This window comes from Parafrankia soli (assembly GCF_001854695.1).
GTDB lineage: Bacteria > Actinomycetota > Actinomycetes > Frankiales > Frankiaceae > Parafrankia > Parafrankia soli.
Window position 1 is genome coordinate 36,917 of record NZ_MAXA01000114.1, and the last position, 23,273, is coordinate 60,189.

Consider the following 23,273-nt stretch of genomic DNA (forward strand, 5'->3'; position numbering starts at 1 on the left):
AATTCCGCGGAACGATCGTGGACCATGGGTGCCGTGACGGCACCTGGACAGCTCCACGCCTCCGGACCCCGCGGCGCGCTGGAGGCCCCTGGCCGATCCCGACCCGGCGACGGCGACGCCTGGACCACGCCCGCCGTGAGCCCGGCTACCGGTGACGACGAGGGCGGCTCCGGCCGCCACGCCGCCCTGGGGCCGGCCGCGGGCCCGTCCGGGCTCGAGCCCGGCTTCGAGCTCGAGCCCGGCTTCGAGGCCGAGCCCCGCTCCGGGCTGAACCGGCGCGGGCGCTTCCGCCGGCGGTCAGCTACCGGACGGCGCTCCCCGCTCGCCCGGCACTCCGTGTTCGGAGTTTTCCTGCTCGCCGGCGTCGTACTGCGGCTCGTCACCACCTATGCCTACCGGCCCGTCTTCGAGTTCAACGGCGACTCGTACGCGTACATCCGACTTACCCGGCTGTCAGAACCGGACCCGATGCGCCCGGCCGGCTACCCGGCGTTCCTGCGCGCACTGACCGAGACCGGGGCCGACCTGTGGGTTGTCCCCCTGGTACAGCACGTGCTCGGGATCCTGCTCGCGACGGCCCTCTACGTGCTGCTCGTCCACCGCAGGGTGGCCCCGCCGATCGCCGCGCTCGCCACCGCACCGATCCTGCTCGACGCCTACCAGATCGTGATCGAGCACTTCGTGATGGCCGAGACGCTCTTCGCCGTCCTCCTCGTCGCCGCGGTCGTCGCCCTGATGTGGTCGCGCCGGCCGTCGGTATGGGCGTTCGCCCTGGCCGGCCTGCTCCTCGGCGCGTCGGGCCTGGTGCGCACGATCGGCGTGGCCATCGGCCTGCTGGCCTTCGGCTACGTGGTGCTGCGCCGGGTCGGCTGGCTGCGGCTCGGGGTCTTCGCCGTCTTCCTGGCCGCGCCGCTGATCGCGTACGCGTCCTGGTTCCAGTCCTCGCACGGGAAGATCGGGCTCACCGGGGGCGACGCCGCCTGGCTGTACGGCCGGGTCGCCCCGATCGCCGACTGCGGCCAGCTCGACCTCGAGCCCAGCCAGCTCTCGCTGTGCTCCCCGCACCCGGTCGGCGAGCGGCCCGACCCGAGCTACTACGTGTGGGACCGCAACAGCCCGAGCAATCAGCTCGACGTCCCCGTCGACGAACGCGACCGGCTGCTGAACGACTTCTCGCGGCAGGTCATCACCCGGCAGCCCGTTGACTACCTGCGCATGGTCGGCTCCGACATCGCGCACTACTTCGAGCCGGGACGCCGCGTCGGGCCCCGGGACTGGCCGGACGCCACCTGGCGCTTCCCGACCGCGGACGAGCCCCGCTACCTGCACAACGACGAGCCGCTGCTGGGCCTGCACGGGGAGGCCGACCGGCCGGATCGGACCGTGATCGAGCCGTGGGCCGGCTATCTGCGGGCCTACCAGAGCCGGGGCTTCACCCCCGGCCCGGCCCTCGCCGTGGCCGGTGTCCTCGGCCTGCTCTCCTGCCTGGCCGCGCTGCCGCGGGTCGTCCCGGCGGGCCTGCGTGGGGGTGACGGGCGTGCCCGCTGGCACGACCTGACCGCGGAACGCCGGCGCACCGGCGCCGACTGCCTGTTCCTGGTCGCCGCCGGGGCAACGATGATCATCGTGCCGGCGGCCACCGTCTGCTTCGACTACCGGTATCTGCTGCCGGCGCTGTTCCTGCTGCCGCCGGCAGCCGCGCTCGCCGTCCACCAGGGCCACCTGCTGGTCGTCGCGTGGCGTGAGCGGCGCGAGGCCGCCGAGACCCCCTGGCGTACGCCTCCCGGCCCGACCGGCCTCGGCGCGGCCGACCCTGACACCGACGGTGACCCGACCGGTGCTGACACGCTCAGCGCCACCGAGACCGGCCCTGACGGCGGCGGCGCGACCGGTTTCGGCGCGCCAGGCGATCGCGCCGATCCGGACGCCCCGTTCAGCCTCGGCGGTCTCGGCGCGCCGCCGGGCCGCGTGGCCCCGGCTGGCCACGGCGATCATCGCGAGGGCGGGCCCACGAGGCCGGCCACGCCGGCCAGACCCATCCCGCCGACGACACCGAACCCGACGACACCGAACCCGCCGGCACCGAACCCGCCGACGGATCCGATCCCGCCGGCGGCGTCGGCCAGGCCGGCCCCTCTCCGGAGCGGGCCGAACCCGGGCGCGGCGGCGGCGCGGCGGCAGAACCCGTCCGGCACACCGCCGCTGCCGAAACGTGCGCCCGGGGTCACGCTCGAGGCGAGGAACCGCCGATCGCGTCCCGCCGCGGCCGGCGGGGCCGCCCCTGAGACGCCGTCCGGACGAAGCACGCCGCAACGCCGGCCCGTGAGCCTCGGCCCGGACGCCCGGATGCCCACCCCGGGCAGCCGACCCGCGGCGCGCGGCCCGGCCGCGGCGAACGCCTGGGACGACCCGACGGCGCCGCCCACGAAGGTCGAGCCCGACGCCGGGGACGATCCGACGTTCCCCGGTTGATCATCCGGCCTGATCAGGCCGGGTGCCCGGCCAGGCATGGTGCCGCTGTGGGCCGGGTGCCGGTGTTGGCTAGCGCCAGCCCAGCAGACGGGGCCCGTCGATGCGGGGGCAGGCGTCCACGACCACGTCGAGCCCGGCGTCACGGGCGCGTGCCTGCGCGGCCTCGTCCCGGACGTCCAGCTGCGTCYAGACGGCACCGGCGCCGATCTTCACCGCCTCGTCGATGACCTCGCCGACCAGGTCGGAACGGACGAAGAGATCCACCACGTCCACCGGGAACGGGATCTCGCTGAGCGTCGCGTACCCCTGCTCGCCGGCGACCACCGGCGCCGACGGGTGCACCGGGATCGTCCGCTTCCCGTGTCTGCGCAGGTACCCGGCCACGCCATAGGCCGCGCGCGAGGTGTTCTCGGACAGCCCGACAACCGCCCAGACCTCGGTGTCGGCGAGGACCCTGCGCTTGACCGCATCCGTGTTCTCCGTCATGGACGTTCCAACCCCTGGGCCAGCACGGACAATCCCGCGGCCTCGCCGACGCGCCGGCAAGGCCGGTCAGATCAGCCGCCGTCCGGGCCGGTCAGGAAAGTCGTCGTACAGGCCGGCCGTCGTACAGGTCGGTCAGGTGCGGGTCGTGTGGTGCTCCGCGGCGGCGAGGACGACCTGGGCGGTGAGCCCCGCGACTCCGTCGACGCGGGCCGACGCCAGCGCCAGAGCGTCCGTGTCGGGCGGGAAGTGCTCGTTCGGGACGGCCACGACGGCGAGGCCCGCGGCCGAGGCCGCCCGCAGGCCGTTCGCCGAGTCCTCGACGGCGACCACCACACCGGCCGCCGTGCCGTCCGGCACCCGCATCCGGCGGACGGCTTCCAGGTACACGTCGGGCGCGGGCTTGCCCCGGGCGACCTCCTCGGAGGAGACGACCTGGCGGAACTCCCCCGCCAGGCCGGCGCGGTCCAGCACCAGCTCGATGAGCGTCCGCGGGGACGAGCTCGCCACGCCGAGTGGCCAGCGCTCCGCGAGCGCCCGCACCGCCGCCACGGCGCCCGGGAGCAGCGGCGGCGCGTCGCCGTAGCGTGCCGCGACCCGGCTGCGTACCTCGGCCGCGATCTCCTCCGCGCTGTCACCGGCACCCAGCTCGAGCAGGTACCCGGACCACTCCGCGGTGGACATCCCCATCATCAGGGCGGTGCTGTCGGCCGCCCAGCGGCCCCCGCGCTCGGCCACGAAGGCCCGCCGGACCTCGTCCCACACCTGCTCAGAATCGATCAGCACACCGTCGAGATCGAAGATGACGGCCTGGACGGTGACCGGCGCGGGAGGGAGAGCCACCCGCCCATCCTGCCGGGCCGCTCCTCCTGGCGGGGCCGTGTCCTCCTGGCGGGGCCGTGCCTGCCGGTGTGACATGACCCGGCGATCGGCGAGCCCGAAACGTTAAGGTCAGGAAATGCACAACGCGCACAGCGTTCCAGCGCCTGCCGGGCGCCGGCGGACCGGCCCGGAGACGTCGATCCCCTCGCCATCCGCCCAGGCGGCAGCCGGCCAGGCCGCGTTCGCCCACGCCGCCCACGGCCAGGTCACCTACGCCCAGGCCGCATCACGCCGCCCTGCCCCGACGCGCCACCCTGCCCCGGCCGACGTCCGCGGATGAGCGACAAGCACGAGGTGACGCTCTCCCCCTCGGCGGAGCGGGATCTGGCGAAGCTGCCCGAGCTGCTCAGCGCCGAGGTACGCCGGTTCCTGGACGGGCCGCTGCGCAACGATCCCCGCAAGGCCGGGACGCCGCTCGCCGGCGAGAGCCAGGTGGGCATGTTCGAGGCGACGGGGCGCGGTTGGCGGGTGCTGTACCGGGTGGACGCGAACACACGGACGGTACGCGTGATGATTGTCGGACGCCGACACACCCCGTCCCGGCTGCCATTCTGAGAACGGCGGCCCCCCGAATCGGCGACACGCCGACCGGGCGGCTTCGTTGTTTCTCGCTCGCCCACGGGACGATGCCCGCCGACGACGCCATTCCCACCCGTGGCCGCGCGCAGGGATCTGTCACCCCTGAGCGCTCCGCCACCGGATCGACCGGCCTAGCTGGGTATTTTCACGCAGGCGGGGCGCCCCGGTTCATCGCCGCGGCGAGCCGCGCGCGGTGCTTCGCCGCGTAGGTTTCCTGGTCGTTCAGCCGCGGGAACTCACCGGCAGGCACCGGCACGTCGAGGAATTCACACAGCGGACCCCAGCCCTGGGCGACGTCGAAAACCAGCAGGCGGTCGGCCGGAATCTCACGGCGTACCGCCTCGCTGTGCTCCTCGAACGCCTGCAGCGCGTGTTCCCTGTCCTGGAAGCGGCCCTTGAAGACGCCGTCCCACACGATCAGGTCCATCATCTTCATGACCCGCGTCGCCTCGGGGTTCGCGACCGTCGGCCGCGCCGAGCCGGCCCGGAACAGCGTGCTCGAGACGCTCTGGTACCACTTCCCGGGATCCCGGACCGTCAGGATGACCCGGGCCGACGGGTAGTGCGCGACGAGCTCGCGCCAGAAGAAGGCTCCCGGCCAGTCGACCGTCGACCGGTAGTCGCGGTACAGGGCATCCCAGTCCGCGGCGCCGCCCTCTGCCGCCGCTATCCAGTCGGCAACCGTCTCCCGGCGGGAGAGGACCTCGTCCATGTGATGACAGGGGCCGTGGCCGAGCTGTTCGAGAGCCGCCTTGAGCGAGAGCGTTCCGGTGCGCCCGAAACCCACACCGATGACCTCGACCAATGTTCCTCCTCAGAAGATCCGGAGGCAAGAATAGCGACTATTCCAGCATTGGTCCAACACTGATTTCCTCAACCGGTAGCCCGGAGTTTTGATGGCGCTTCGCTCTCGGCCAATTACCCGGATCCCGAGGGAAAATCCGGGAATTACCGCAGAATGACATTCACCCGCAGACTATCTCCGAAATGCTCGCCCCGCGCCACGTTCGAGACGGCCGGACACAGAGAAACAAACACGCGACAACGCCCGCTRGAAGCACCGCGACAGTCGCTCGAGAGAAGTGACAGCCGACCCGCGACGTGACGGTTACGGGCCACTCGTGAATAGGGGGTGGTGGCGGGGCCGAGAGCGGAGATCCGGGCCGCACACGATCAGCCGGGCCAGCAGTGGCGGCAAGCCTCGCGCAAGCCCGCGCGGGCCGAGTTGCACGGCGGCAGGCCGCCTCGGAGTCTCTCCAGACACCATGCGGCCATCGTGCCAGAGACCGCAGCACGGCAGACTGCTTTTCGACAAACGACCCGCCCGCGGCGCGGACGCCCAGGGGCGAGCCACCGGGCGCCGCCGGCGGGCCGCTCCCGGCTTCCCGCAGCCCGGGAGCGGCCCGCCGGCAGACGCCGGAACAGCCTGCTAGGAGACGTTGACGCCGAAGTCGAGCGCGATTCCGCGCAGGCCGGACGCGTAGCCCTGCCCGACGGCCCGGAACTTCCACTCAACGCCGTAGCGGTAGAGCTCACCGAAGATCATCGCGGTCTCGGTCGAGGCGTCCTCGGTGAGGTCGTACCGGGCGACCTCGGCGCCGGTCGTCGCGTCCGCCACCCGGATGAAGGCCTCGCGGACCTGGCCGAAGGTCTGCCGCCGGGCGTCCGCGTCGTAGATCGAAACCGCGAAGACCACCTTGCTGGCCTGCGGGGAGAGGATCCGGAGATCGACGTTGATCTGCTCGTCGTCGCCCCCGCCGCCGCCTACGAGGTTGTCCCCCAGGTGGGTCACGGCGCCGTCCGGGCTGACCAGGTTGTTGAAGAACACAAAGTGGCTGTCCGACAGCACACGGCCCGAATCACCCACGACGATCGCCGAGGCATCGAGGTCGTACGGCGCGCCGGTGGTCTGACGGACCTGCCAACCGAGACCGACGGTAACAGCCGTCAGGTTGGGCGCGACCTTGCTGAGCGAGACATTGCCGCCTTTGGACAGCGACACCGATGACATGTCGTGAGCGTAGTCCCGAGCTCGGGCCCGCGGCATCCCCTCCCCGCACTTGTCTCGTTCCGACCTCACTTCGTTGTGCCGCCCCGGATTCAGGCCGGCGCACGCACCGGTGGGTTGGTTCGCGCATGCCCTGGCCAGGACCACACCTGCCCGCGCGGGGCAGGATCGGCGCCCGGCTAGGGTGCCAGAGATGGAGATCCGCCAGGCGCCGCCGGACTCGGCCGGGACGGCCCGTGTCGTGCCGCGTCACCTGGTCGGCCGGGACCGGGCCAGTCGATGAACCCCGGAACCATCGCGACCGTCGCGCCCGCGGCGGTCGCCGACACCGGGATGACCCGGCGCCGCAAGGCGCTCGCGCTCACCCAGCCGCTGCACGACCTGGACGCCAGGAAGTCGTACCTGGAGGGCGCCGACTTCGACGTCTACGCGATGGCCGAGCTCGCGCTGCACGCCATCGACCTGGTCACCGTGGCCATGGACTTCGACCGGGGCGCGGACCACGAGCAGGTGCTACGCAAGCTCGTCCCGCTGGCCGCCGACCAGGCACCCGACCGGCCCCGCGCCGAGCACGAGCGGGTCGCCCGGTGGGTGCTGAGCAACCTGATCAACGTCGGCAGCGTCGACCGCGGGTTCGACGTCATCTACGGCACCTACCGGGCCGACGGCCGCTACGTGCGCCGGCGGTTCGACTTCAAGCTGCTCGTCGAGCTGACGGGCAGCGGCGGCGAGCTGTATCTGCGCGCCACGGACGAGGCGGTGACCGTCCTCGTCGGCGCGCTGGACACGGACGTGACCTCCGCGCAGATCGCGGCCGAGGTGACGCTGGACAACCTGATCCGCCGCGGCCGGCTGGCCGACGCCAGAACGGCGGCGGAATCGGCGCGGTACCGGACCGTCCAGTACGCCGAGCAGCTGCGCCGACAGCTCGACGCGACGCGGCGCAACGTGCTGGCGGTCGACTGGCTGCGCGCGGTACCGGTGCTGCTGGATGAGGCACTCAGCCACGTCGAGCAGCGGTACCGGCACGAGAACGCGATCCTGACCCACATTCGGCGGTACCGCGACGCGGCCGACGACGCCGATCACAAGCGGCAGGCCGCCGAGCTGGTCGCGATCGTGGCGGACTGCGTCCGCCGCCACACCCAGCTCCAGGCGCGGCTGCTCGAGGCGGGCGCGGTCTTCCGCGCCGAGCAGGACCGCCAGCAGTTCGCGGATGTTCCCGCGCGCGACGGGATCGACCTCTACACGCAGGTCCTGATGCCCGTCCTGGCTCTGCCGGTGGCGGCGGCGGCTCCGGCCACTGCCTTCTTCCCGGCAGCCGTGGGAGTGCGCACGCCTCGGGCCGTACGCCTCGTCGATCTGGTCGACGGGCTTCTGGCGCCACCCGCCGAACAGGAGGTGCTCGGGCCTCCGGTGGTCGAGGCGGACCTGGTCTCGCTGCGCGAGCCGGCACGGTTCGACGACGAGACCTGGTCGGCCGCGACGGCCATCCTGGAGATCGCGCCGGAGGCGCCGCGGCGACTGTCGGAGCTCCTCGCGCAGGCCAGGCGGGCGGGTGGCGCGGACGTGGCCGAGCTGGTGGTGCTGCTCGCCGCGCACGCGCTGAGCCCGCAGGTCTCCGCCGCCGCGCGCCAGGGGGACGACGTTGTGTCGGTCGCCGTCGACGACGGCGTCGAACTGGATGACCCCTGGTTCGGTGGCTCCGACCTCCTCGTCGGCCGGGTGCGCATCGGCGCCGAGGGCACCGATGCCGGCGGCCCCGCTCCCCCACCCACCATGATCCGGAAATAGTCGTGACAGCCACCCATGAGCCCATCGCCGCGCTGGAGCACACCCCGGGCGCGGCCAGCCCTCGTCTCGAGGCCCCCACTGCCCCCGAGCGGGATGCCCGGCGCGAGCACGGCGACGCGTTCGACGCGGCCCGCCTGATCGCCTACGGCCTGCGGCCGAAGCTGGTGCCGGCACGGGACGGGACGTACGCCGAGCTCGTGCGCCGGCATCTGCGGGACCAGGAGTTCGCGGCGCTGACCCAGGCTGTCGCCGGTGGTCTCGGGCTGGTCGTCCTGGACGTGGCGGAGCGGGCGGGCCTGGTGGTCGCGGGAGCTGAGGACTCCGCCTTCACCGTCCGGATGACGGACTACGCGCGGCGGGCTGGCGGGGAACACCGGTCGGCCGAGCGCCTCCTGCACGCGGTCGCGCAGCTCGCCGTCGCCGCGCTCGCGTTCCCCCGCCCGGCCGATCTGCTCGACGACTCCTATGTGGGCCGGGTCAGTGTCGAGGGCGTGGACGCGTTCGTCCGCGAGGCCTGCCGGCTGCTCGAGGAGCGGGTCGCCGCCGACCCGGACACCGAGACCGACCCGGGGGACGGCCGACGGACGCTCGAGGCCGCCTGGCGCCTGTACTCGCGCCGCCCGGCGGCGGGAACGACCCGCGACGCCCGCCGGCTCGCCGGGTCGACCACCGGGATCATCGCCCGGGCGATGGGCTTCCTCGCCGACTCCGGCTGCCTGGTGCCGGTGAGTGAGCAGGCCGGCGGCACGTTTCGCACCACGGCGCGCTACCAGATACAGGTGCGCGAGCTGGCGGCCGACGCGGCGCTCGAGGAACTGCTCGACCTCGGCGTCGTGACGGTGGCCGACGGCTCGGGGGGTGTCCGGGTGCTCGCGGCCGAGCCCGTCCTGCCCGGAACCGAGGCAGGCAGAACGAGCGGGCCACAGCGCGTGGCACCGGAGGCGGACGATGTTTGAGCTCTCCAGGGTGCGACTCCATTCGATCGGGCCGCCCGGGGCGCGGTTCGGCGATGTTCTTCTCGACTTCTCCGGGGTAGGAGCGCCGGTCACCGGACACCGCCAGGATGCGCTCTTCAGCGCCGGCGTGGCCGTCCCGGAGACGGACGGTAACAGTGAGGACACGGCACAACGGGCCGGCGGCGCGCCCCCGCCCGACGGGAGCGCACCCAGCCTGAGGACTCCCGGCGCTGTCGCTGCCGGCGGGGTGACCGACACCGCCGTACCGGCCGTTCAGCCTGGTCAGGCTGGCCAGTCGAGCCGCCCGGTCCGGCCGTCGCCCGCGTCTGTGCTGTTCCTGGAGAACGGCGGCGGCAAGAGCGTCCTGATGAAGTTGATCTTTTCGGTGGTGCTCCCCGGCCGGCGGCAGGTCGTGGGCACCTCGAACGGCCGTGTGCTGGACAACTTCGTCCTCGCCCGGGACTGCGGGCATGTCGTCTGCGAGTGGCAGCACGCCGTCACCGGGGAACGGGTCGTCACCGGCAAGGTCAGCGAGTGGCGCGGGCGGGCGACGGGGGACGCGTCCCGCCTCGCCGAGGCCTGGTACTCCTTCCGGCCGAGCGCGGAGCTGGACATCGCCAGCCTCCCCCTCGTCCGCGACGGACGGCTGATCACGCTCGCCGGCTTCCGCACCCGGCTGGCCGAGGCCGGCGCGGCGGACCCGAAGCTGGCGATGACCTGGGAGACGAACCAGGGCGCCTGGAGCGAGAACCTCGACGCCATCGGCCTGGACCCGGAGCTGTTCCGCTACCAGCGGGCGATGAACGCGGGCGAGGGAGAGGCCGCGGAGGCGTTCGCGTTCAACAGCGACGAGCAGTTCGTCGACTTCCTGCTACGCGCCGTCACCCCGCCGGAGGATCCCGCCGGCGTCGCCGAGGTCGTCGACGGCTACGCGGCGAAGCTCGCCGAGCGGGCGGCACTCGACGCCGAGCGGGAGTTCGTCGCCGGCGCGCTCGAACGGCTCGACCCGCTGGTCGAGGCGGTCGGGGCGCGTGTGGAGTCCGCGGCGGGGCTGCGGACTCTGCTGACGACGGTGCGCGGCGCGGCCGGGGCCGTCGAGGCGCGGATCGCGCTCGACCGCGTGGGGGCGGTCGAGCTGGATGCCCGCGGCCAGTCCGGCCGGGACGCCGTCGAGGAGGCCGAGCGGGCCCGGCGGCGCGCGGTCGACACCGAGCTCGCGGCGCGGCTGCGGGTCTCCGAGCTGCGGCTGGCCGAGGCCGAGGCGACCCGCGACGAGCTTGTCGAGCGTTTCGCGGAGGCCAACGAGGAGCTGGACGCGTGGCGCGCCGCCGAGGACGTCCTCCGGCACGCGGCCGCCTCGAGCGAGGCCGGGCGGCTGACCCGGCTCGTCGAGGAGGCCGAGTCCCGCTCGGCGCCGGCCCTGGCCGACCGGGACGCCGCCGCCCGTGCCCTGGTCGTCGGGTTGTCCCGGCTCGCGGCCGCCTCCGATGCGGAGGAGAGCCGGGCGCGCGCGGCCGCCGCGGCCCACGATCTGGCCGCCGAGTCGGCCGCGGCGGCGGACCGTGTCGCCGCCGACGGAGCGGCCACGGCACGCGCGGGCGCGGCGGCGCTGCGCGAGCGACGCGCCCGGTCCGCGCGGGTGCTGGCCGAGGCGGTCCGGGACGGCCTGCTCCCCTCCGCTGACATCGATCCCCAGTCGGCGGCCGCCGAGGCCGCGCGGGCGGCGGAGGAGGCGCGCGCCGCCGTCCAGGACGCGCTCGCGGCCGCGACCCGCTCCACGGACCGGGAACGGGCCCAGGACGGCGCCCGCGCCGCCGAACGCGAGCTGGACACCGCGCGCGCCGAGCTCACCCGGCTCACGAGCGAGCTCGAGCAGGCACTGGCCGGGGCACGCGCGCTGACCGCCGACGGCCGGATCGCCGCCCTGCTGGGCCTCGGTACCGGACCGGACGAGCCGGACCAGCTCGATGCCGCGCACCACCTCGATGCGGTGGACCTGGACACCGACGCGCCCGCCGCGCTGGACGCGCTCGCGGCGGCGGTCCTGGCCGCCGAGGAACGCCAGCTGGCGCTGTCCGTCGACGCGGAGGCGGACCTGCGGGTGCTCAACGCGCTCGGTGACGGGGACCTGCGGCCGGCGCGACCGGCGGTCGGCGACGTCCTCGCGGTGCTGACCCGGGCCGGCATCCCCGCGGTCTCCGGATGGCAGCACCTCTCCCGGGCGGTCGCCGCGACCGAACGCGAGCGCGTGCTCGCGGCCCGCCCCGATCTGGTGGACGGCGTCGTCGTGCCGGCCGGCTGGGACGTCGGCGCGGCGCACGCCGCGCTGGCCGCGGCTCGGCTGCTCCCCGACTGCGCGATCGTCGTCGGTGCCGCCGAGCTGCTGTCGGACGCGGCGTCGCCCAGCCACACCGACCACCCTGACAACGCCGACCCCGCGGGCCCTCTTCGCGGGCGGGCGTTCCTCGTCCCGCCGAACCCGGCGCTGTACGACCGGGCCGCCGCCGCGGCCGAGCGGGAGTCCGTCCGGCGTCGACACGAGGAGCGCAGCGCGCAGGCGGCCGAGCTGAGCGCGCGGGCGCGGGCTGACCGCGAGCTCGCCGCGGCGGTCGCCGGCTGGCGCCGGTCCAACCCGCCGGGACGGGTCGCGGGGCTGCGTGCCGCCGCCCGCGCCGGCCAGGACGCGGTCGACGTCGCCGAGAACGCGCTGGCGGCCGCCCGCGAGCTGGTCGGGGAGGCCGTCCGCGCCGCCGAGCGGGCGGTCGCCGAGGTCGAACGCCTGCGTGCGGTGGAGGAGGAGCGCACGGCCCGCGCCGCCGCGCTCGACCTGCTCGTCCGCGCCGTCGGGGAGTCGGTGGGAGCCGACAGCGAGATCACGCGGCTGGAGGCGACCGCGGCCGAGCGGTCCACCGAGGCCGAGGAGCACCGCGCCCGGGCCGCGGCAGCGCGGGCGGCGGCGCAGGACGCGCTGCGGCGGGCCGACGACGCCGCGCGCAACGCCCGGGTGGCGCGGGCGGAGTCGGCCGAGGTGGTCGGCGGCGGAGACATCGACAGCGCCGACATCGACAGCGGCAACATCGACAGCGACATCCACGGCGCGGACGGCGCCGGGGACGGCCACGGAGGCTACGGAGCCGGGCCCGGAGCGGGCGGGCCGCCGCCGCAGGTTCCGCTGCTGCGCGCTGTCTACGAGTCGGCCGAGCGGGCGTACGCGCAGGTCGAGGTGGGTGCGGACCTCCGCGGCGAACTGGATCGCGCGCGGCGGGCGCAGGCGGCGGCACGCGGTGCCGTGGAGGGGCTGCCCGCCGCCGTCCGCACCCGCTCGGCGGCGCTGCTGGCCGGTCCGAACGGCGGCGACGCGGCAGCGCGGGTGACCGCCCAGGCCGCGTCCCGGCGCGTCGCGGCCGACCTCGGCCGCGAGCTCGACGCGGCGCGGGAGCGGCTCGGCGGACTGCGGCAGGAGCTGCGCCACACCGCCGCCGAGGTGACCGACGCCGGAGCGCGGCCACTCGCGCGGGACGAGGGCCCCGCCACGATGGAGCAGTCGCGGGACGCGCACCGGGCCGCCGTCGAGACGCTGCACGAGTCGGAGGCCGCCGTCCGGGCGGCCCGGGACGCGCTGGACGAGCTGGAGCGCCACGCCGCGGCGCACGAACGTGAGGTGGACGCCTTCGGTCTCGTCACCGAGACGCTGTCCGAGCTGCGCGCGGACGCCGAGTCGGCCGTAGCCGGCACGAGCGAGCGCACGGGTGCCGGCGAGCGTTCCGACACCGGCGTCGGCGAACGTGCGGACGCCGACGTCGGAGGCCGCGCGGGCACCAGCACCGGAGGCCGCGCGGGCACCAATGCCGGAGACGCCACAGGCACCAGCGTCGGACGCGGCAACGGCGCCGTTGCCGCGCCGGCTGGCTCCGCCGGATGGCCGGGCGGCGTGGAGGCGTTCGACGGGGACACGGCCGCGGCCACGGCGATGGCCCGCGAGCTGCGGTCGTCCTGGCGGCAGGCGGTGGCGGCGCACGGCGAGGCGGCGGGACGGGTGCGGGCCGCCGCCGACGCCGTGGCGGCCTGGGCCGCCACCGACCGGTTCGAGTCCGTCCGTTCGCCGGCCCGCCGGCAGATGGTGCGGGCCGGCCGGGACGCCGTGGCCGCGAACGCCGCCGACTGGGCCGCGGCTCTCGCGCCGCGCCTGCGCAGCCTCGACGACGACCTGGCGCACATCGGCCGCAACCGGGCCGCGATCGTGGCCCGGCTCGAGGGCATGGTGCGGGCCTCGCTGGGCACGCTGCGCTCGGCGCAGCGGCTGTCCCGGCTACCCGACCGGCTCGGCGACTGGTCGGGCCAGGAGTTCCTGCGCATCACCTTCGCCGAGCCGGACCCGGTGGCGCTCACCGACGCGCTCGGCGAGGTGGTGGACGCCGCCGCGCGCGGTTCGGCCACCCCAGGGCCGGCGTCCACAGGTACCGTCGCGGTCTCCCCCGGCGGGCCCGGTACGGCCGGGGCCCGCCGGGACGGCATGACGCTGCTGCTGCGCGGCGTCCGCGCCGCGCTCCCGGGCGGGGTGCGGGTCGAGATCCTCAAGCCGGACGCGGTGCTGCGCACCGAGCGGGTGCGGGTCTCCCAGCTCGGCGACGTGTTCTCCGGCGGCCAGCAGCTCACCGCGGCGATCATCCTGTACTGCACCATGGCCGCGCTGCGGGCCAACGACCGTGGACGGCTGCGCGCCCGGCACGCCGGCGTCCTCTTCCTCGACAACCCGATCGGACGGGCCAGCGCCGCCTACCTGCTGGACCTGCAGCTCGCGGTGGCCGATCGGCTCGGAGTGCAGCTGATCTACACCACCGGCCTGTTCGACACCACCGCGCTGAGCGCCTTCACCCTCGTCATCCGGCTCCGCAACGACGCCGACCTGCGGGCCGGGATGAAGTATCTGCGGGTACAGGAACGACTGCGCCCGGGACTGACCCCGCCGGACGTCGCCGCGGGCGGCGCGGCCGGAGTGATCACCGCCAGCCGCCTGTTCCGCCGGACAGCACCCGGCCCGCCAGCCACGGCATCAGTGCCAGCCACGAGATCAGCGCCGGCCGGGACCGGCCGGGAGGCCATCGCCGCCACGAACGGGGACCGGTCCGATCCCGCCGCCGCGAACGCGCATACGGGACCGTGAGCATCGAGTCCGCACCGAGCCTTGGTCCCGCGCCCGGCGGATGAGACCATGAGCCCGCGCCGCCCGGCACCCCCCGAGCCGGGCGGCGCCGTTCCGGCGGTCAGCCGCAGGCCTCCGGCGGTCAGCCGGCCGGGCAGGGGCGCACCTCGACGGACCCGTCGGTCGTCGAGCTCCGGCCGTCGAGGTCGGTCGCCACCACGGTGTAGGTGATCGTCCCCGCCGCCGGCACCGGCCCGATCGGCCCGGACCAGGTCGACCGGTCGTCCACCGCCGTGCCCAGTTGGAGCGGGGTGGTGGTGGCCTGTCCGTCCGGCGCCCGGGTGCGCACCTCGACGCCGAGGACGCCCGTCGGGTCGACGACCGTGGCGGTCACTGTCGCCTGTGTGGTGCCCTGATCACCGGCGCAGCCGCTGGGGAGGATCGTGGTCGGCGCGGCCGAGACGCCGCTGAGCCCCGGTGCCCCGGAGACCCGCGCGGTGATCCGCAGGTTCCCGCCGCCGGAGCCGTCGACGGCCGAGACCGGGACGTCCAGGTCGATCGAGCCCGGCGGAGCCACCGCCCGGTCGAGGGTGACCACGAGCGGCACCTGCGCGCCCGGACCGACGACGTCCTGCCCCGGGACGACGCTGACCCACCCGGGCGTGTCGCCAACGCGCACGCGCGCCGGTGACGTCCCGACGCCGAGCACGTCGAGCCTGATCGTCGACTCCACCTCGCCGAAGTCGACGTCGGTGCGGCTCAGCCCGATCGCCGGCCCGGCCGGCGGGGTCCCGCGCGGGCCGCCCGTGCCCGCTCCCGGGCGAGCCGGCGCGGACGTGCCGCCCGCCTGGGACGGTTCGGGAGACGCCGAGACCCCGGAGCTCTCCACGGGCTCGGGCGGCCCGGATGCCCCGAACGCCCCGACGGGGACGGGGCCGTTCGCCGTCGGCGAGGGAACCGGCGGGGACGCGACGGAGGTCGACACGACGATGCTGGTCCGCGCACCGGCCGGGTCCCGCACCGCGGACGCCGGCCCCGACCCGCTGTTGTGGATCAGGAACAGGGTCGTGGCCAGGGCCGCCGCGGCCCCCACCGCGGCCGCGACCCGCCMCCACCGGATGGGGAGGATCCGTTTGGAGCGCCCCCAGGGAGAACGGTGCCGGCCAGCGGGACTGATCTCGTCCGCCATCCGTTGTTCCATTGGGTCCGAGCGTAGGCCCAAAAGTGGATACAGGACCCCGATTCACTCGTTTCCGTGACGAAGTCCCCACCAAACCCACCACACCAGCGTCTGGGTTACCAACGCGAACCCGAACAGCAGGTCCTCGACCGGCGCGAACACGAGGCGGGGCCCGGCGATCGCGTCCGGGTCGTACACGACGATGTCGAAGCCGGTCAGGATGCCGTTCGTGACGAGCTGGAAGAAGACGATGATCGCGTAGGCCGTCCAGAACAGCCGGCGGGTGAGCAGCCGGGTACGCAGGATCCGCAGGTCCAGCAGCACGCTCACGACGACGCCCACGACGGCCAGCGCGGTGTAGCTCATCCCGGGCCGCGGGCCCCGTCCGCCGGCCTGTCGCCGGCACGCTCGCCGTCCACCTGCTCGCCGTCCACCTGCTCGGCGCCAGCCCGCTCGTCGCCCGCCTGCCAGCCGGTGACGGCGCGCACGGCCTCCAGCGCGAGCACGGCACACACGGGGACCACGACGAAGAAGAGGACCTCGTCGAGCGGGAGGCCGCCGGGCAGCAGCACCCCGGTGGTGCGCCGCGGGTCGAACGCCCAGTGGCCGCGCGCGATCGCGTACAGATCCCACCCGACGAAGACGACCAGCACCGGCGCCACCGACAGCAGGAGGCGGCGGGGGCGCGCATACACCCTCGTCCGCAGCAGGATCTCCAGCGGCGCCGTCGCCACCAGGCACCCCAGCAGCACGGCGAGGTAGCTGAAGTGGCCCAGACCGCCGAAGTGACCGAGGCGGCTCACCGCGGACGCCCTCCCCCGGTCAGGCCGAGCGCAGGCGTTCGGCGAGCGCGGTGGCGGCGGCTCCCGGATCCGCGGCCTCGGTGATGCCCCGCACCACCACGACCCGGCGCGCGCCGGTCTCGAGGATGGCGTTCAGGGTCCGCGCGTCCACACCGCCGGTGACGAACCAGGGTTTGGCCCCCGGCTCGAACGGCGGGGCGTGCCGCGCGGCGAGCCGCGGCAGGCCCATCCCGACCGGTGGACGGCCCTCCTTGGTCGGCGTGGCGTGCACCGGGCCGACACACACGTAGTCGACGTCCGGGTCCGCGAGCGCGGCCAGGAACTGCTCGGGATCGTGCGTGGACAGCCCGATGAGCGCGTCCGCCCCGACGATGGTCCGCGCCAGCCGCGGCGGGATGTCGTCCTGCCCCACATGCAGGATGTCGACGCCCGCGAAGGCGGCGACGTCGGCCCGGTCGTTGGCGCTGACCAGGGCACCGACCCGGTCCGCGGCCTCCCGCATCCGGGCCAGCCCGGCGAGCTCCTCGCGCCACTCCAGCCCCTTCTCCCGGAGCTGGACGAGGTCGACGGCGGGCGCGCCCGGCAGGCCGAGCACGTCCTCGAGGAAGCTTCCCTCGTCGCCGCGACGCGCGGTGCACAGGTAGAGGCGGGCGTCGAGGAGGCGGGCCATCCGACGCGCGCGCAGCGACTCAGCCCCCGGCGACGGCACGGACGATCTCCAGTGTGTCGCCGTCGGCCAGGTGGACCGAAGGCATCTCCGACGGGGTGAGCGCGGTGCCGCGCAGTTCCACGACCACCGAGCCGGGCCGCAGCCCGAGCTGGACGAGCAGGTCCGGCAGGGCGAGCCCGGCGGGCACCTCCCGCGGCTGCCCGTTGACGACGATCCGCGCGCCGCCCGGGCCACCGGCCGGGGCGGTGCTGACGGCTGCTGCTCCCGGGGACGGATCGAGCTCCGCCCGGTTCGGACGATCGGCCATGCACCCGACCCTACGGGAGCGGGCGCCCCTGGCCGGGCGGGTTCGGCGGGCCGGCCCGGTTCAGAACCCCAGCGCCTGCGCGCGCCGCCTGACCTCTTTGCCGCGGTTCTCGGCCAGCGCCTGAACCGGGGTGCCCGGCAGGCTCGGATCCTCCCGGAACAGCCAGTCGAGGGCCTCGTCGTCGTTGTAGCCGGCGTCGAAGAGCAGCGTGAGCAACCCGGGCAGGCCCTTGACCACCGCGCCGTCCTGGATGAACGCCGCGGGCACCTTGAGCACGCCGTCCACCCGCCGGGCCAGAAGGGTGCGGTCGCGCACCATCTGGCGCACCCGGGTGACGGGCACTCCCAGACTCTCGGCCACGTCGGGCACGTTCAGCCAATCCATGGTCAACAGTAAACACCGTTGCGTTCCGGTTTGCTTTGGCCCCTGCGCCGGGCTGGTCAGCCGGGCGCCATCTGCGCGCCGCCGGCCGCCGCCGACCTGCGGGCCGCCTCGAGCACCGCGACCAGCCGGCGGGCGTCCTCCGGCTGGTGCTCGGCCAGTGGCCAGCCGGCGACCAGGCAGTCCGCGAGCTCGCGATGGAACCTCGTGGCGTCGTGCGGCCCGGTCGGCAGCGCGGTGCGCGTCCCGTCGTGGGCGAGCAGCCGCAGTGACCGCGGCGCCCCGCCGTGGCCGTCGCGGGCGTCGCGGGCGTCGTGGGCGAGCAACGAGCCGATGCTGCCAAGCACCTGGGTGCCGGGCCGCGCGGCGGCGGCCACGTCCGAGATCGTCACCTGGGCCTCGCAGCCGCCGGCGAAGTGGAGGAGCACCCGGGCGTGGTCGACGTTCGTGACGTGGTGCCACACCCGCTTGTGCCCGAAGGCGCTGACCCACTCGACCTGGTCGTCGACGAGATCGAGGACGCGGCCGAGCTGCACGGCGCCCCGGTCGAAGATCAGCCCGCCGCTGATCCGCTCGTCGTCGTGCCAGGTGCCGGCGGGCCGCCGCAGGCCACCGGAGAAGACGTCGATCCACATCACCTCGCCGACGTCCCCGCGGTGCACGGCCGTGCGCATCGCCCGGTGACCTGGGTCGTCCCGGCCGTCGGGGTAGACGGCGAGCAGCAGCGAGCGGCTCTGGGCGAGCTCGGTCAGCTCGTCCACCTCGTGGGTCGACAGGCACATCGGGGCGTGCACGACCACCTGCTTGCCGGCCTCGAGCGCGCGGCGGGCCCACTCGACATGGGTGTGGGTGGGGGTCGCGACGATCACCAGGTTGAGCTCGGCGTCGTTGACCAGGTCGTCGGGGTCGTCGACCCGGCGGGCCGGCCGGTCGGTGTCCTGGCCGGGCGGGCGGGCCATCCCGCCGTCGCAGAGGGCGGCCAGCTCCAGGCCCTCGACGGCGTCGACGGCGTCGATGTGCACGCCGAAGACGTCCGGGGCGCCGATGAGCCCGACCTTGACCGGCCCGGCGTCGGTCACGCCGAGCGCGTGGCGCAGCCAGCGGCCGACGAGCCGCTGGTAGCGGGGATCGGCGAGCAGTTCCTCGCCGGCCCCGAGGGTGAAGATGCCCAGGCCGGTGGACGGCCGCCAGGTGCAGATCGGGTGCTCCCCCATCTCGTGGCGCACCATGAGCAGCCGTTCGACGTCCTCGGCCACCTTCTCCGGGATGACCCAGGACTCCCGGGGCCGGAAGTCCCCGAGGCGGGCGGCCACGGCGGCGCCGTCCGGACCGGGGATCAGCGGCAGGTCGTAGAGGGGCGTCACCCGGCCGGGGGTGAGCCCGGAGGCGTCGATGAGCGGGCTGTCCGGCGACAGCGACCGGACGGTCGGCCCGGCCAGCAGGACGGGCACGGACTGCCGGGCCCGGTCGAGCAGCTCCTGCTCGACGTGGTCGAGCGGGCGGTCGATGAGGACGAGCAGCGCGTCGGCCGAGCGGGCCGACGTCGGCCCGAGCCCGGCGGCCCGTAGATGATCACCGAGCGCATTCACGCCGGGAAGGTTCGACACCAGGTGAATGCGTGGCACGGGGGGCACTTTAGTCAGAACCCACCCGGACGGGAACAGTGGGTTCACGACACGCGAGCACGCCACGCACTCCACGACAAAAAGTAAACAATACTTTTACGGAAAGTAGTCAACTGCGGGCATGGCAAAGACCGCCGGCCGCTCGGAGCGGCCGGCGGCCGCCCGTCTCACACCGGCTGCGCGGGCTGGAGCTCCTTCAGCGCGACCGCGGGGTCCGCGAACCGCTCGGCGTCCGGCGCCACGCCGGCGAGCAGCATCCGCCGGCCGGCGACCATGTCCAGTGGTCGGGCGACGGTCACCAGAGCGACCAGCTCGCCGTCCGGGGCGAACCAGCCCGCCGACCAGCCCGGCGCCCGCTTCGCGCCCTCCGGCGCGACGGCGGTCGGATCCCCCCGCAGCACCAGCGTGCTGTCCGCGCYGGGCATCCCGGCGAACTGGATCATGCGCCCGAACTGCTGCGACCAGAAGTACGGGACGGGATCGTAGATCTCGGCCTGGTCGCCGGCCTGCGCCGGCCCGTCACCGCCGGCCAGCGAACGCAGCAGGGTGGCCACGGCGACCCGCGGCGACTCCTGGGCGCATTCCCAGTGCTCGACGCGCAACCGGCGGTCGTAGCGCCGGGACCACCACGCGGCGCAGTCCCCCACCGCGACGACCGAATCCGGCCGGTAGCCGCCGGCCCCGTCGGCCGTGCCCGGCCCGCCGGCGTCGGCCGCCCTGGCGCCGGGCACCGCCGACAGCCATTCGTCGACGACGACGCCGCGGTCCAGTTGCAGACCCGACGACTCCAGCCAGGCGACGTCCGGGCGGACGCCGACTCCCACGACCACCACGTCGGCAGGCACGAACTCGCCCCCGGCCAGCGCGAGCCCGTCCGCCCGGATCTCGTCGACCGCGGCACCGAGCCGCAGGTCGATCCCCACCTTGGCGTACCAGGGGACCGTGTACCCGCCGATCTCGGCACCCAGCGCGAGCAGCGGCGCGGAGCCGGCCTCGACGACGGTCACGGCCGCGCCGGCGGACGCCGCGTGCGTGGCGACCTCGGCGCCGATCCAGCCCGCGCCGACGATGGCCAGCCGGATACCCGGGGTCAGCGCCTCGCGCAGCGCGAGGGCGTCGTCGATGGTGCGCAGCACCCGCTGCTCGCCGGGGCCGGGCAGCCGCACCGGGGCGGCGCCGGTCGCGAGCACCAGCCCGTCGAACTCGACGGCGCCGCCGTCGGTCTCCAGCACACCCGGGCGCAGCCCGGTCGCGTGCCGGCCGAGCAGGAGCTCCACGCCGTCGAGGTCGAAGGGCAGCGTGGTGTCGTCCGTCCGCCCCGACAGCACCGCCTTCGACAGCGGCGGCCGGTCGTACGGCCGATGCTCCTCCGCGCCCACCAACGTGATCGTGCCCGCGAAGCCCTGGGCGCGGAGCTCGACGACCGCTCGCCCTCCGGCCAGCCCGCCACCGACGACGACGACGCGATCCATCAGCCCACCCGCTCCATGGGCCGAGAGGCTACTGGGCAGGTCTGTCCCGTGTCGCCCGCTAGTCGCGCTGCCCACAACGGCGGGCGGCGCGGACTCGCCGCGACGGAGGATCGCCGGTCAGCCGGTGGCGTCGACCAGCGGGAAGGCGTCCTTCCACACGGGCTCGTAGCCGGCGCCGACCAGCATCGCGGCGACGTCCGCCGGGGAGCGCTCGTCGGAGATGGAGAACTGCTCCTGCGCCGTCCCGGGCCGGCCGTACCCGCCGGGCTCGGTGGACGAGCCCGCGCTCATCGTGGTCACCGCGATGCGGACCAGGCCGTCGCGCAGGGCCGCCGGCTCGCGGGTCGACAGTGAGATCGCCGCGTCCGGCTCGAACAGCCGCAGCGCCGCGTGCGCCTGGACGAACTCGGCGTCGCCGACGACGACGGTCGGTGGGAAGCCACTGGCGCTCGGCTTGATCCTCGGCAGCGCCACCGAGACCTCCGTCCGCCAGAAGCGGCGGGCGAGGAAGGATGCGTGCGCGGCGAGCGCGAGGACGTCGGCCCGCCAGTCCGGCGCCAGGCCGAGCAGGACGCCGAGGCCCAGGCGGCGGGCGCCGGCGCGGGCCGCCCGCTCGAAGGAGGACAGCCGGCGGTCGTAGTCGCGCTTCCACCCGGCCACGTGTACCTGCGCGTAGCGCTCCCGGTCGTAGGTCTCCTGGTAGTGGACGACGCCGTCGAGCCCGGCCGCGACCAGCCGGCTGTAGGTGTCGTCCGACCAGGTCTGGGTCTCCACCGAGATCGAGGGGACGAACGGTCGCAGCCGCTCGACGACGTCCACCAGGTACCCGGCGGAGACCTCGACGCGGTGCTCCCCGGAGACCAGCAGGATGTGCCGGAAGCCGCGGTCGGCCAGCAGGCGCGCCTCGGCCTCGGCCTCGTCGACCGTCAGGGTGCGCCGGGCCACCTCCAGCCCCTTGGCGAACCCGCAGTAGGTGCAGGACGACAGGCAGGCGTTCGACACGTACAGCGGGGCGAACAGCCGCACCGCCCGGCCGAACCGGCGCAGCGTCGTCTCCCGTGCCGCCTGCGCCAGCTCCTCCAGCCGCCCGGTCGCGGCCGGCGACAGCAGGACGGCGAGGTCGGCGAGGTCGAGCCGGCCACCGGCGTCGGGCCGCCCGGCGGCGACGGCCCGGCGCAGGACGGCGTCGACCCTCGCCTCGTCGGCCTCGGCCGAGACACGGGCGAGCGCCGGGATGTCGAGCGCGGCGAGCTCGCGGGCGAACAGCCCTGCCGGGCTGGCCATCAGCCGGCCCCGCCGGGCAGACCGGGCAGGCCGGGCAGGCCGCCGGGCACCGCGCCCAGGAAACCGGTGAGCGGAGAGGACGCCTCGGCCACGGTGGCGCTGCCCGCCCGCGGCCTGCCGGCGAGGTGGGCCATCCGCCCGGCGGTGGTCGCGAGCGCGAAGGCCCGGGCCATCGCGACCGGGTCGGCGGCGATCGCGATCGCCGTGTTGACGAGCACCGCGTCCGCCCCGATCTCCATCGCCTCGGCGGCGTCGGAGGGCGCGCCGATGCCGGCGTCCACCACCACCGGGACCCCGGCGGTCTCCACGATCGCCTCGATCGCGTCGCGGGTGCGCAGGCCGCGGTTGGAACCGATCCAGCTGCCCAGCGGCATCACCGTGGCGCAGCCGGCCTCCTCGAGCCGGCGTGCCAGCACCGGGTCGGCCGAGCAGTACGGGAGCACGGTGAACCCGTCGGCGACCATCAGCTCGGCGGCGCGCAGCGTCTCGATCGGGTCCGGCGCGAGGGTGCGCGGATCCGGCGTGACCTCGAGCTTCACCAGGGACGTCCCGGTCGCCGCGCGGCCGAGCCGGGCCAGCCGCAGCGCCTCGGCCGCGTCCTGCGCGCCGGAGGTGTTCGGCAGCAGCGTCATGCCGGCCGGGACGAAGTCGAGCACGTCGCCCTCCCCCGCGCGGCTCAGGTCGACCCGGCGCAGGGCGACGGTGACGATGTCCGCCCCCGAGGCGACCAGGCTGTCGCGCATGACCGGATGGCTCGCGAACTTGCCGGTGCCGACGAGGAGCCGGCTGGCGTAGACGGTGCCGGCGATCCGGAACGGGTCGGGATGACCGCGCTCCGAATGGTCGGACTCCGGATGGTCGGACTTGTCCGGCTCGCGTCGGACCTCGGTGACCCGCTGTGTCATCAGATGGTTCCTCCCCACGCGCGCATGACCGCGATCGGGTTATGCGGGTCGCCGGCGGCATGCTGGCCGGCCTCTCAGCCCGCGTCCGCGGGCTCCCCGGTCACGCCACAGTCTAAGCCGCCGCGCGCGGCGGACCAGCGGCTCCGGCGAACCCGGACAGACAACGCGTCCCGGTACGGCATCCGGGAGCTCACCAGGGCCGGGATCGACCGGGCTCCCGCCGAGCGGGCCCGAGATCGAGCACGCGGATCGAATTCCAGATTTTGTGACGAACATCCCGCCCGTTCGGGTACATCTCACTGCCAAATACGCAGTAAGACCACTGTCTG

Annotated in this window: 19 protein-coding genes and 1 riboswitch; of the genes, 5 read left to right on the plus strand and 14 right to left on the minus strand. The window is 74.8% G+C overall.

Features of this window, described 5'->3' with window-relative positions; translation table 11 throughout:
• The first annotated feature begins 24 nt into the window (after window positions 1-24).
• A complete protein-coding gene (locus BBK14_RS11670; RefSeq protein WP_241831411.1) occupies window positions 25-2,472 on the plus strand; it encodes a hypothetical protein in 2,448 nt (815 codons plus the stop codon).
• Window positions 2,473-2,541: 69 nt separating this feature from the next.
• Here BBK14_RS11670 and BBK14_RS11675 read toward each other — a convergent pair whose 3' ends face one another.
• Window positions 2,542-2,958 carry a CoA-binding protein gene (locus BBK14_RS11675; RefSeq protein ID WP_071061860.1) on the minus strand — a complete coding sequence of 139 codons (417 nt, stop codon included), beginning with the start codon at window positions 2,956-2,958 and terminating at the stop codon, window positions 2,542-2,544.
• A 132-nt stretch (window positions 2,959-3,090) separates the two neighbouring features.
• Complete coding sequence (locus BBK14_RS11680; protein ID WP_071061861.1) at window positions 3,091-3,798, minus strand: HAD family hydrolase; 708 nt, start codon at window positions 3,796-3,798, stop codon at window positions 3,091-3,093.
• A gap of 315 nt (window positions 3,799-4,113) precedes the next feature.
• On the opposite strand from BBK14_RS11680, the gene BBK14_RS11685 reads away from it, so the two are divergent.
• A complete protein-coding gene (locus BBK14_RS11685) occupies window positions 4,114-4,392 on the plus strand; it encodes a type II toxin-antitoxin system RelE family toxin (protein WP_071061863.1) in 279 nt (92 codons plus the stop codon).
• Between the two features lie 169 nt (window positions 4,393-4,561).
• Here BBK14_RS11685 and BBK14_RS11690 read toward each other — a convergent pair whose 3' ends face one another.
• Both BBK14_RS11690 and BBK14_RS11695 read right to left on the minus strand, forming a co-directional pair.
• On the minus strand, window positions 4,562-5,221 hold the full coding sequence (locus tag BBK14_RS11690; RefSeq protein ID WP_071061865.1) for a sulfotransferase family protein: 660 nt from the start codon (window positions 5,219-5,221) through the stop codon (window positions 4,562-4,564).
• Between the two features lie 624 nt (window positions 5,222-5,845).
• Complete coding sequence (locus BBK14_RS11695; protein WP_071061866.1) at window positions 5,846-6,427, minus strand: TerD family protein; 582 nt, start codon at window positions 6,425-6,427, stop codon at window positions 5,846-5,848.
• Between the two features lie 276 nt (window positions 6,428-6,703).
• Between BBK14_RS11695 and BBK14_RS11700 the strand changes: the two genes are divergently transcribed.
• From BBK14_RS11700 to BBK14_RS11710, 3 genes are read left to right on the plus strand one after another with little or no spacing between them, the layout of a single operon-like run.
• Entirely contained in the window at window positions 6,704-8,218 is a 1,515-nt protein-coding gene (locus tag BBK14_RS11700) for a hypothetical protein (protein WP_071061868.1), read from the plus strand.
• 2 nt (window positions 8,219-8,220) lie between these two features.
• On the plus strand, window positions 8,221-9,174 hold the full coding sequence (locus BBK14_RS11705; RefSeq protein ID WP_071061870.1) for a hypothetical protein: 954 nt from the start codon (window positions 8,221-8,223) through the stop codon (window positions 9,172-9,174).
• Window positions 9,167-14,338: a hypothetical protein gene (locus BBK14_RS11710; protein WP_071061872.1), complete on the plus strand. Its 5,172-nt coding sequence runs from the start codon at window positions 9,167-9,169 to the stop codon at window positions 14,336-14,338. The genes BBK14_RS11705 and BBK14_RS11710 overlap by 8 nt, the downstream gene beginning before the upstream one ends.
• A gap of 121 nt (window positions 14,339-14,459) precedes the next feature.
• Here BBK14_RS11710 and BBK14_RS11715 read toward each other — a convergent pair whose 3' ends face one another.
• The 10 genes from BBK14_RS11715 to BBK14_RS11760 all read right to left on the minus strand — a co-directional run bounded on the left by BBK14_RS11715 (window position 14,460) and on the right by BBK14_RS11760 (window position 22,944).
• Window positions 14,460-15,506 (minus strand): hypothetical protein, encoded by a 1,047-nt coding sequence (locus BBK14_RS11715; RefSeq protein ID WP_241831412.1) that lies wholly within the window; start codon window positions 15,504-15,506, stop codon window positions 14,460-14,462.
• Between the two features lie 54 nt (window positions 15,507-15,560).
• Complete coding sequence (locus BBK14_RS11720) at window positions 15,561-15,863, minus strand: lycopene cyclase domain-containing protein (RefSeq protein ID WP_071061876.1); 303 nt, start codon at window positions 15,861-15,863, stop codon at window positions 15,561-15,563.
• Entirely contained in the window at window positions 15,860-16,300 is a 441-nt protein-coding gene (locus BBK14_RS11725) for a lycopene cyclase domain-containing protein (RefSeq protein WP_112105910.1), read from the minus strand. Before BBK14_RS11725 ends, BBK14_RS11720 begins: the two co-directional genes overlap by 4 nt.
• Before the next feature lie 19 nt (window positions 16,301-16,319).
• The gene (locus BBK14_RS11730; RefSeq protein ID WP_071061878.1) at window positions 16,320-17,009 is read right to left on the minus strand and encodes a thiamine phosphate synthase; all 690 of its coding nucleotides are present in this window, start codon (window positions 17,007-17,009) and stop codon (window positions 16,320-16,322) included.
• Window positions 16,990-17,277, minus strand: a complete 288-nt coding sequence (gene thiS / locus BBK14_RS11735) for a sulfur carrier protein ThiS (protein ID WP_020459448.1) — start codon at window positions 17,275-17,277, stop codon at window positions 16,990-16,992. The genes BBK14_RS11730 and thiS overlap by 20 nt, the downstream gene beginning before the upstream one ends.
• A gap of 60 nt (window positions 17,278-17,337) precedes the next feature.
• Window positions 17,338-17,661: an Rv2175c family DNA-binding protein gene (locus tag BBK14_RS11740; RefSeq protein WP_041253898.1), complete on the minus strand. Its 324-nt coding sequence runs from the start codon at window positions 17,659-17,661 to the stop codon at window positions 17,338-17,340.
• A 56-nt stretch (window positions 17,662-17,717) separates the two neighbouring features.
• Entirely contained in the window at window positions 17,718-19,283 is a 1,566-nt protein-coding gene (locus BBK14_RS11745; protein ID WP_071061880.1) for a Gfo/Idh/MocA family protein, read from the minus strand.
• Between the two features lie 167 nt (window positions 19,284-19,450).
• Window positions 19,451-20,755 carry an NAD(P)/FAD-dependent oxidoreductase gene (locus tag BBK14_RS11750; protein WP_071061882.1) on the minus strand — a complete coding sequence of 435 codons (1,305 nt, stop codon included), beginning with the start codon at window positions 20,753-20,755 and terminating at the stop codon, window positions 19,451-19,453.
• A 117-nt stretch (window positions 20,756-20,872) separates the two neighbouring features.
• Window positions 20,873-22,039, minus strand: coding sequence for a 2-iminoacetate synthase ThiH (thiH, locus tag BBK14_RS11755; protein ID WP_071061885.1), 1,167 nt, complete (start codon window positions 22,037-22,039; stop codon window positions 20,873-20,875).
• Window positions 22,039-22,944 (minus strand): thiazole synthase, encoded by a 906-nt coding sequence (locus tag BBK14_RS11760; protein WP_083390880.1) that lies wholly within the window; start codon window positions 22,942-22,944, stop codon window positions 22,039-22,041. Before BBK14_RS11760 ends, thiH begins: the two co-directional genes overlap by 1 nt.
• A riboswitch (TPP riboswitch) is annotated at window positions 22,939-23,053 on the minus strand. Its footprint overlaps the gene before it by 6 nt.
• Window positions 23,054-23,273: the final 220 nt, after the last annotated feature.

Excerpts from the sequence above, each read along its gene's own strand:
- thiH (WP_071061885.1), bottom strand. The coding sequence starts at position 22,039 with ATGGCCAGCCCGGCAGGGCTGTTCGCCCGCGAGCTCGCCGCGCTCGAC.
- BBK14_RS11685 (WP_071061863.1), top strand. The coding sequence starts at position 4,114 with ATGAGCGACAAGCACGAGGTGACGCTCTCCCCCTCGGCGGAGCGGGAT.
- BBK14_RS11740 (WP_041253898.1), bottom strand. The coding sequence starts at position 17,661 with ATGGATTGGCTGAACGTGCCCGACGTGGCCGAGAGTCTGGGAGTGCCC.
- BBK14_RS11710 (WP_071061872.1), top strand. The coding sequence starts at position 9,167 with ATGTTTGAGCTCTCCAGGGTGCGACTCCATTCGATCGGGCCGCCCGGG.
- BBK14_RS11695 (WP_071061866.1), bottom strand. The coding sequence starts at position 6,427 with ATGTCATCGGTGTCGCTGTCCAAAGGCGGCAATGTCTCGCTCAGCAAG.
- BBK14_RS11670 (WP_241831411.1), top strand. The coding sequence starts at position 25 with ATGGGTGCCGTGACGGCACCTGGACAGCTCCACGCCTCCGGACCCCGC.
- BBK14_RS11720 (WP_071061876.1), bottom strand. The coding sequence starts at position 15,863 with ATGAGCTACACCGCGCTGGCCGTCGTGGGCGTCGTCGTGAGCGTGCTG.
- thiS (WP_020459448.1), bottom strand. The coding sequence starts at position 17,277 with ATGGCCGATCGTCCGAACCGGGCGGAGCTCGATCCGTCCCCGGGAGCA.
- BBK14_RS11760 (WP_083390880.1), bottom strand. The coding sequence starts at position 22,944 with ATGACACAGCGGGTCACCGAGGTCCGACGCGAGCCGGACAAGTCCGAC.
- BBK14_RS11700 (WP_071061868.1), top strand. The coding sequence starts at position 6,704 with ATGAACCCCGGAACCATCGCGACCGTCGCGCCCGCGGCGGTCGCCGAC.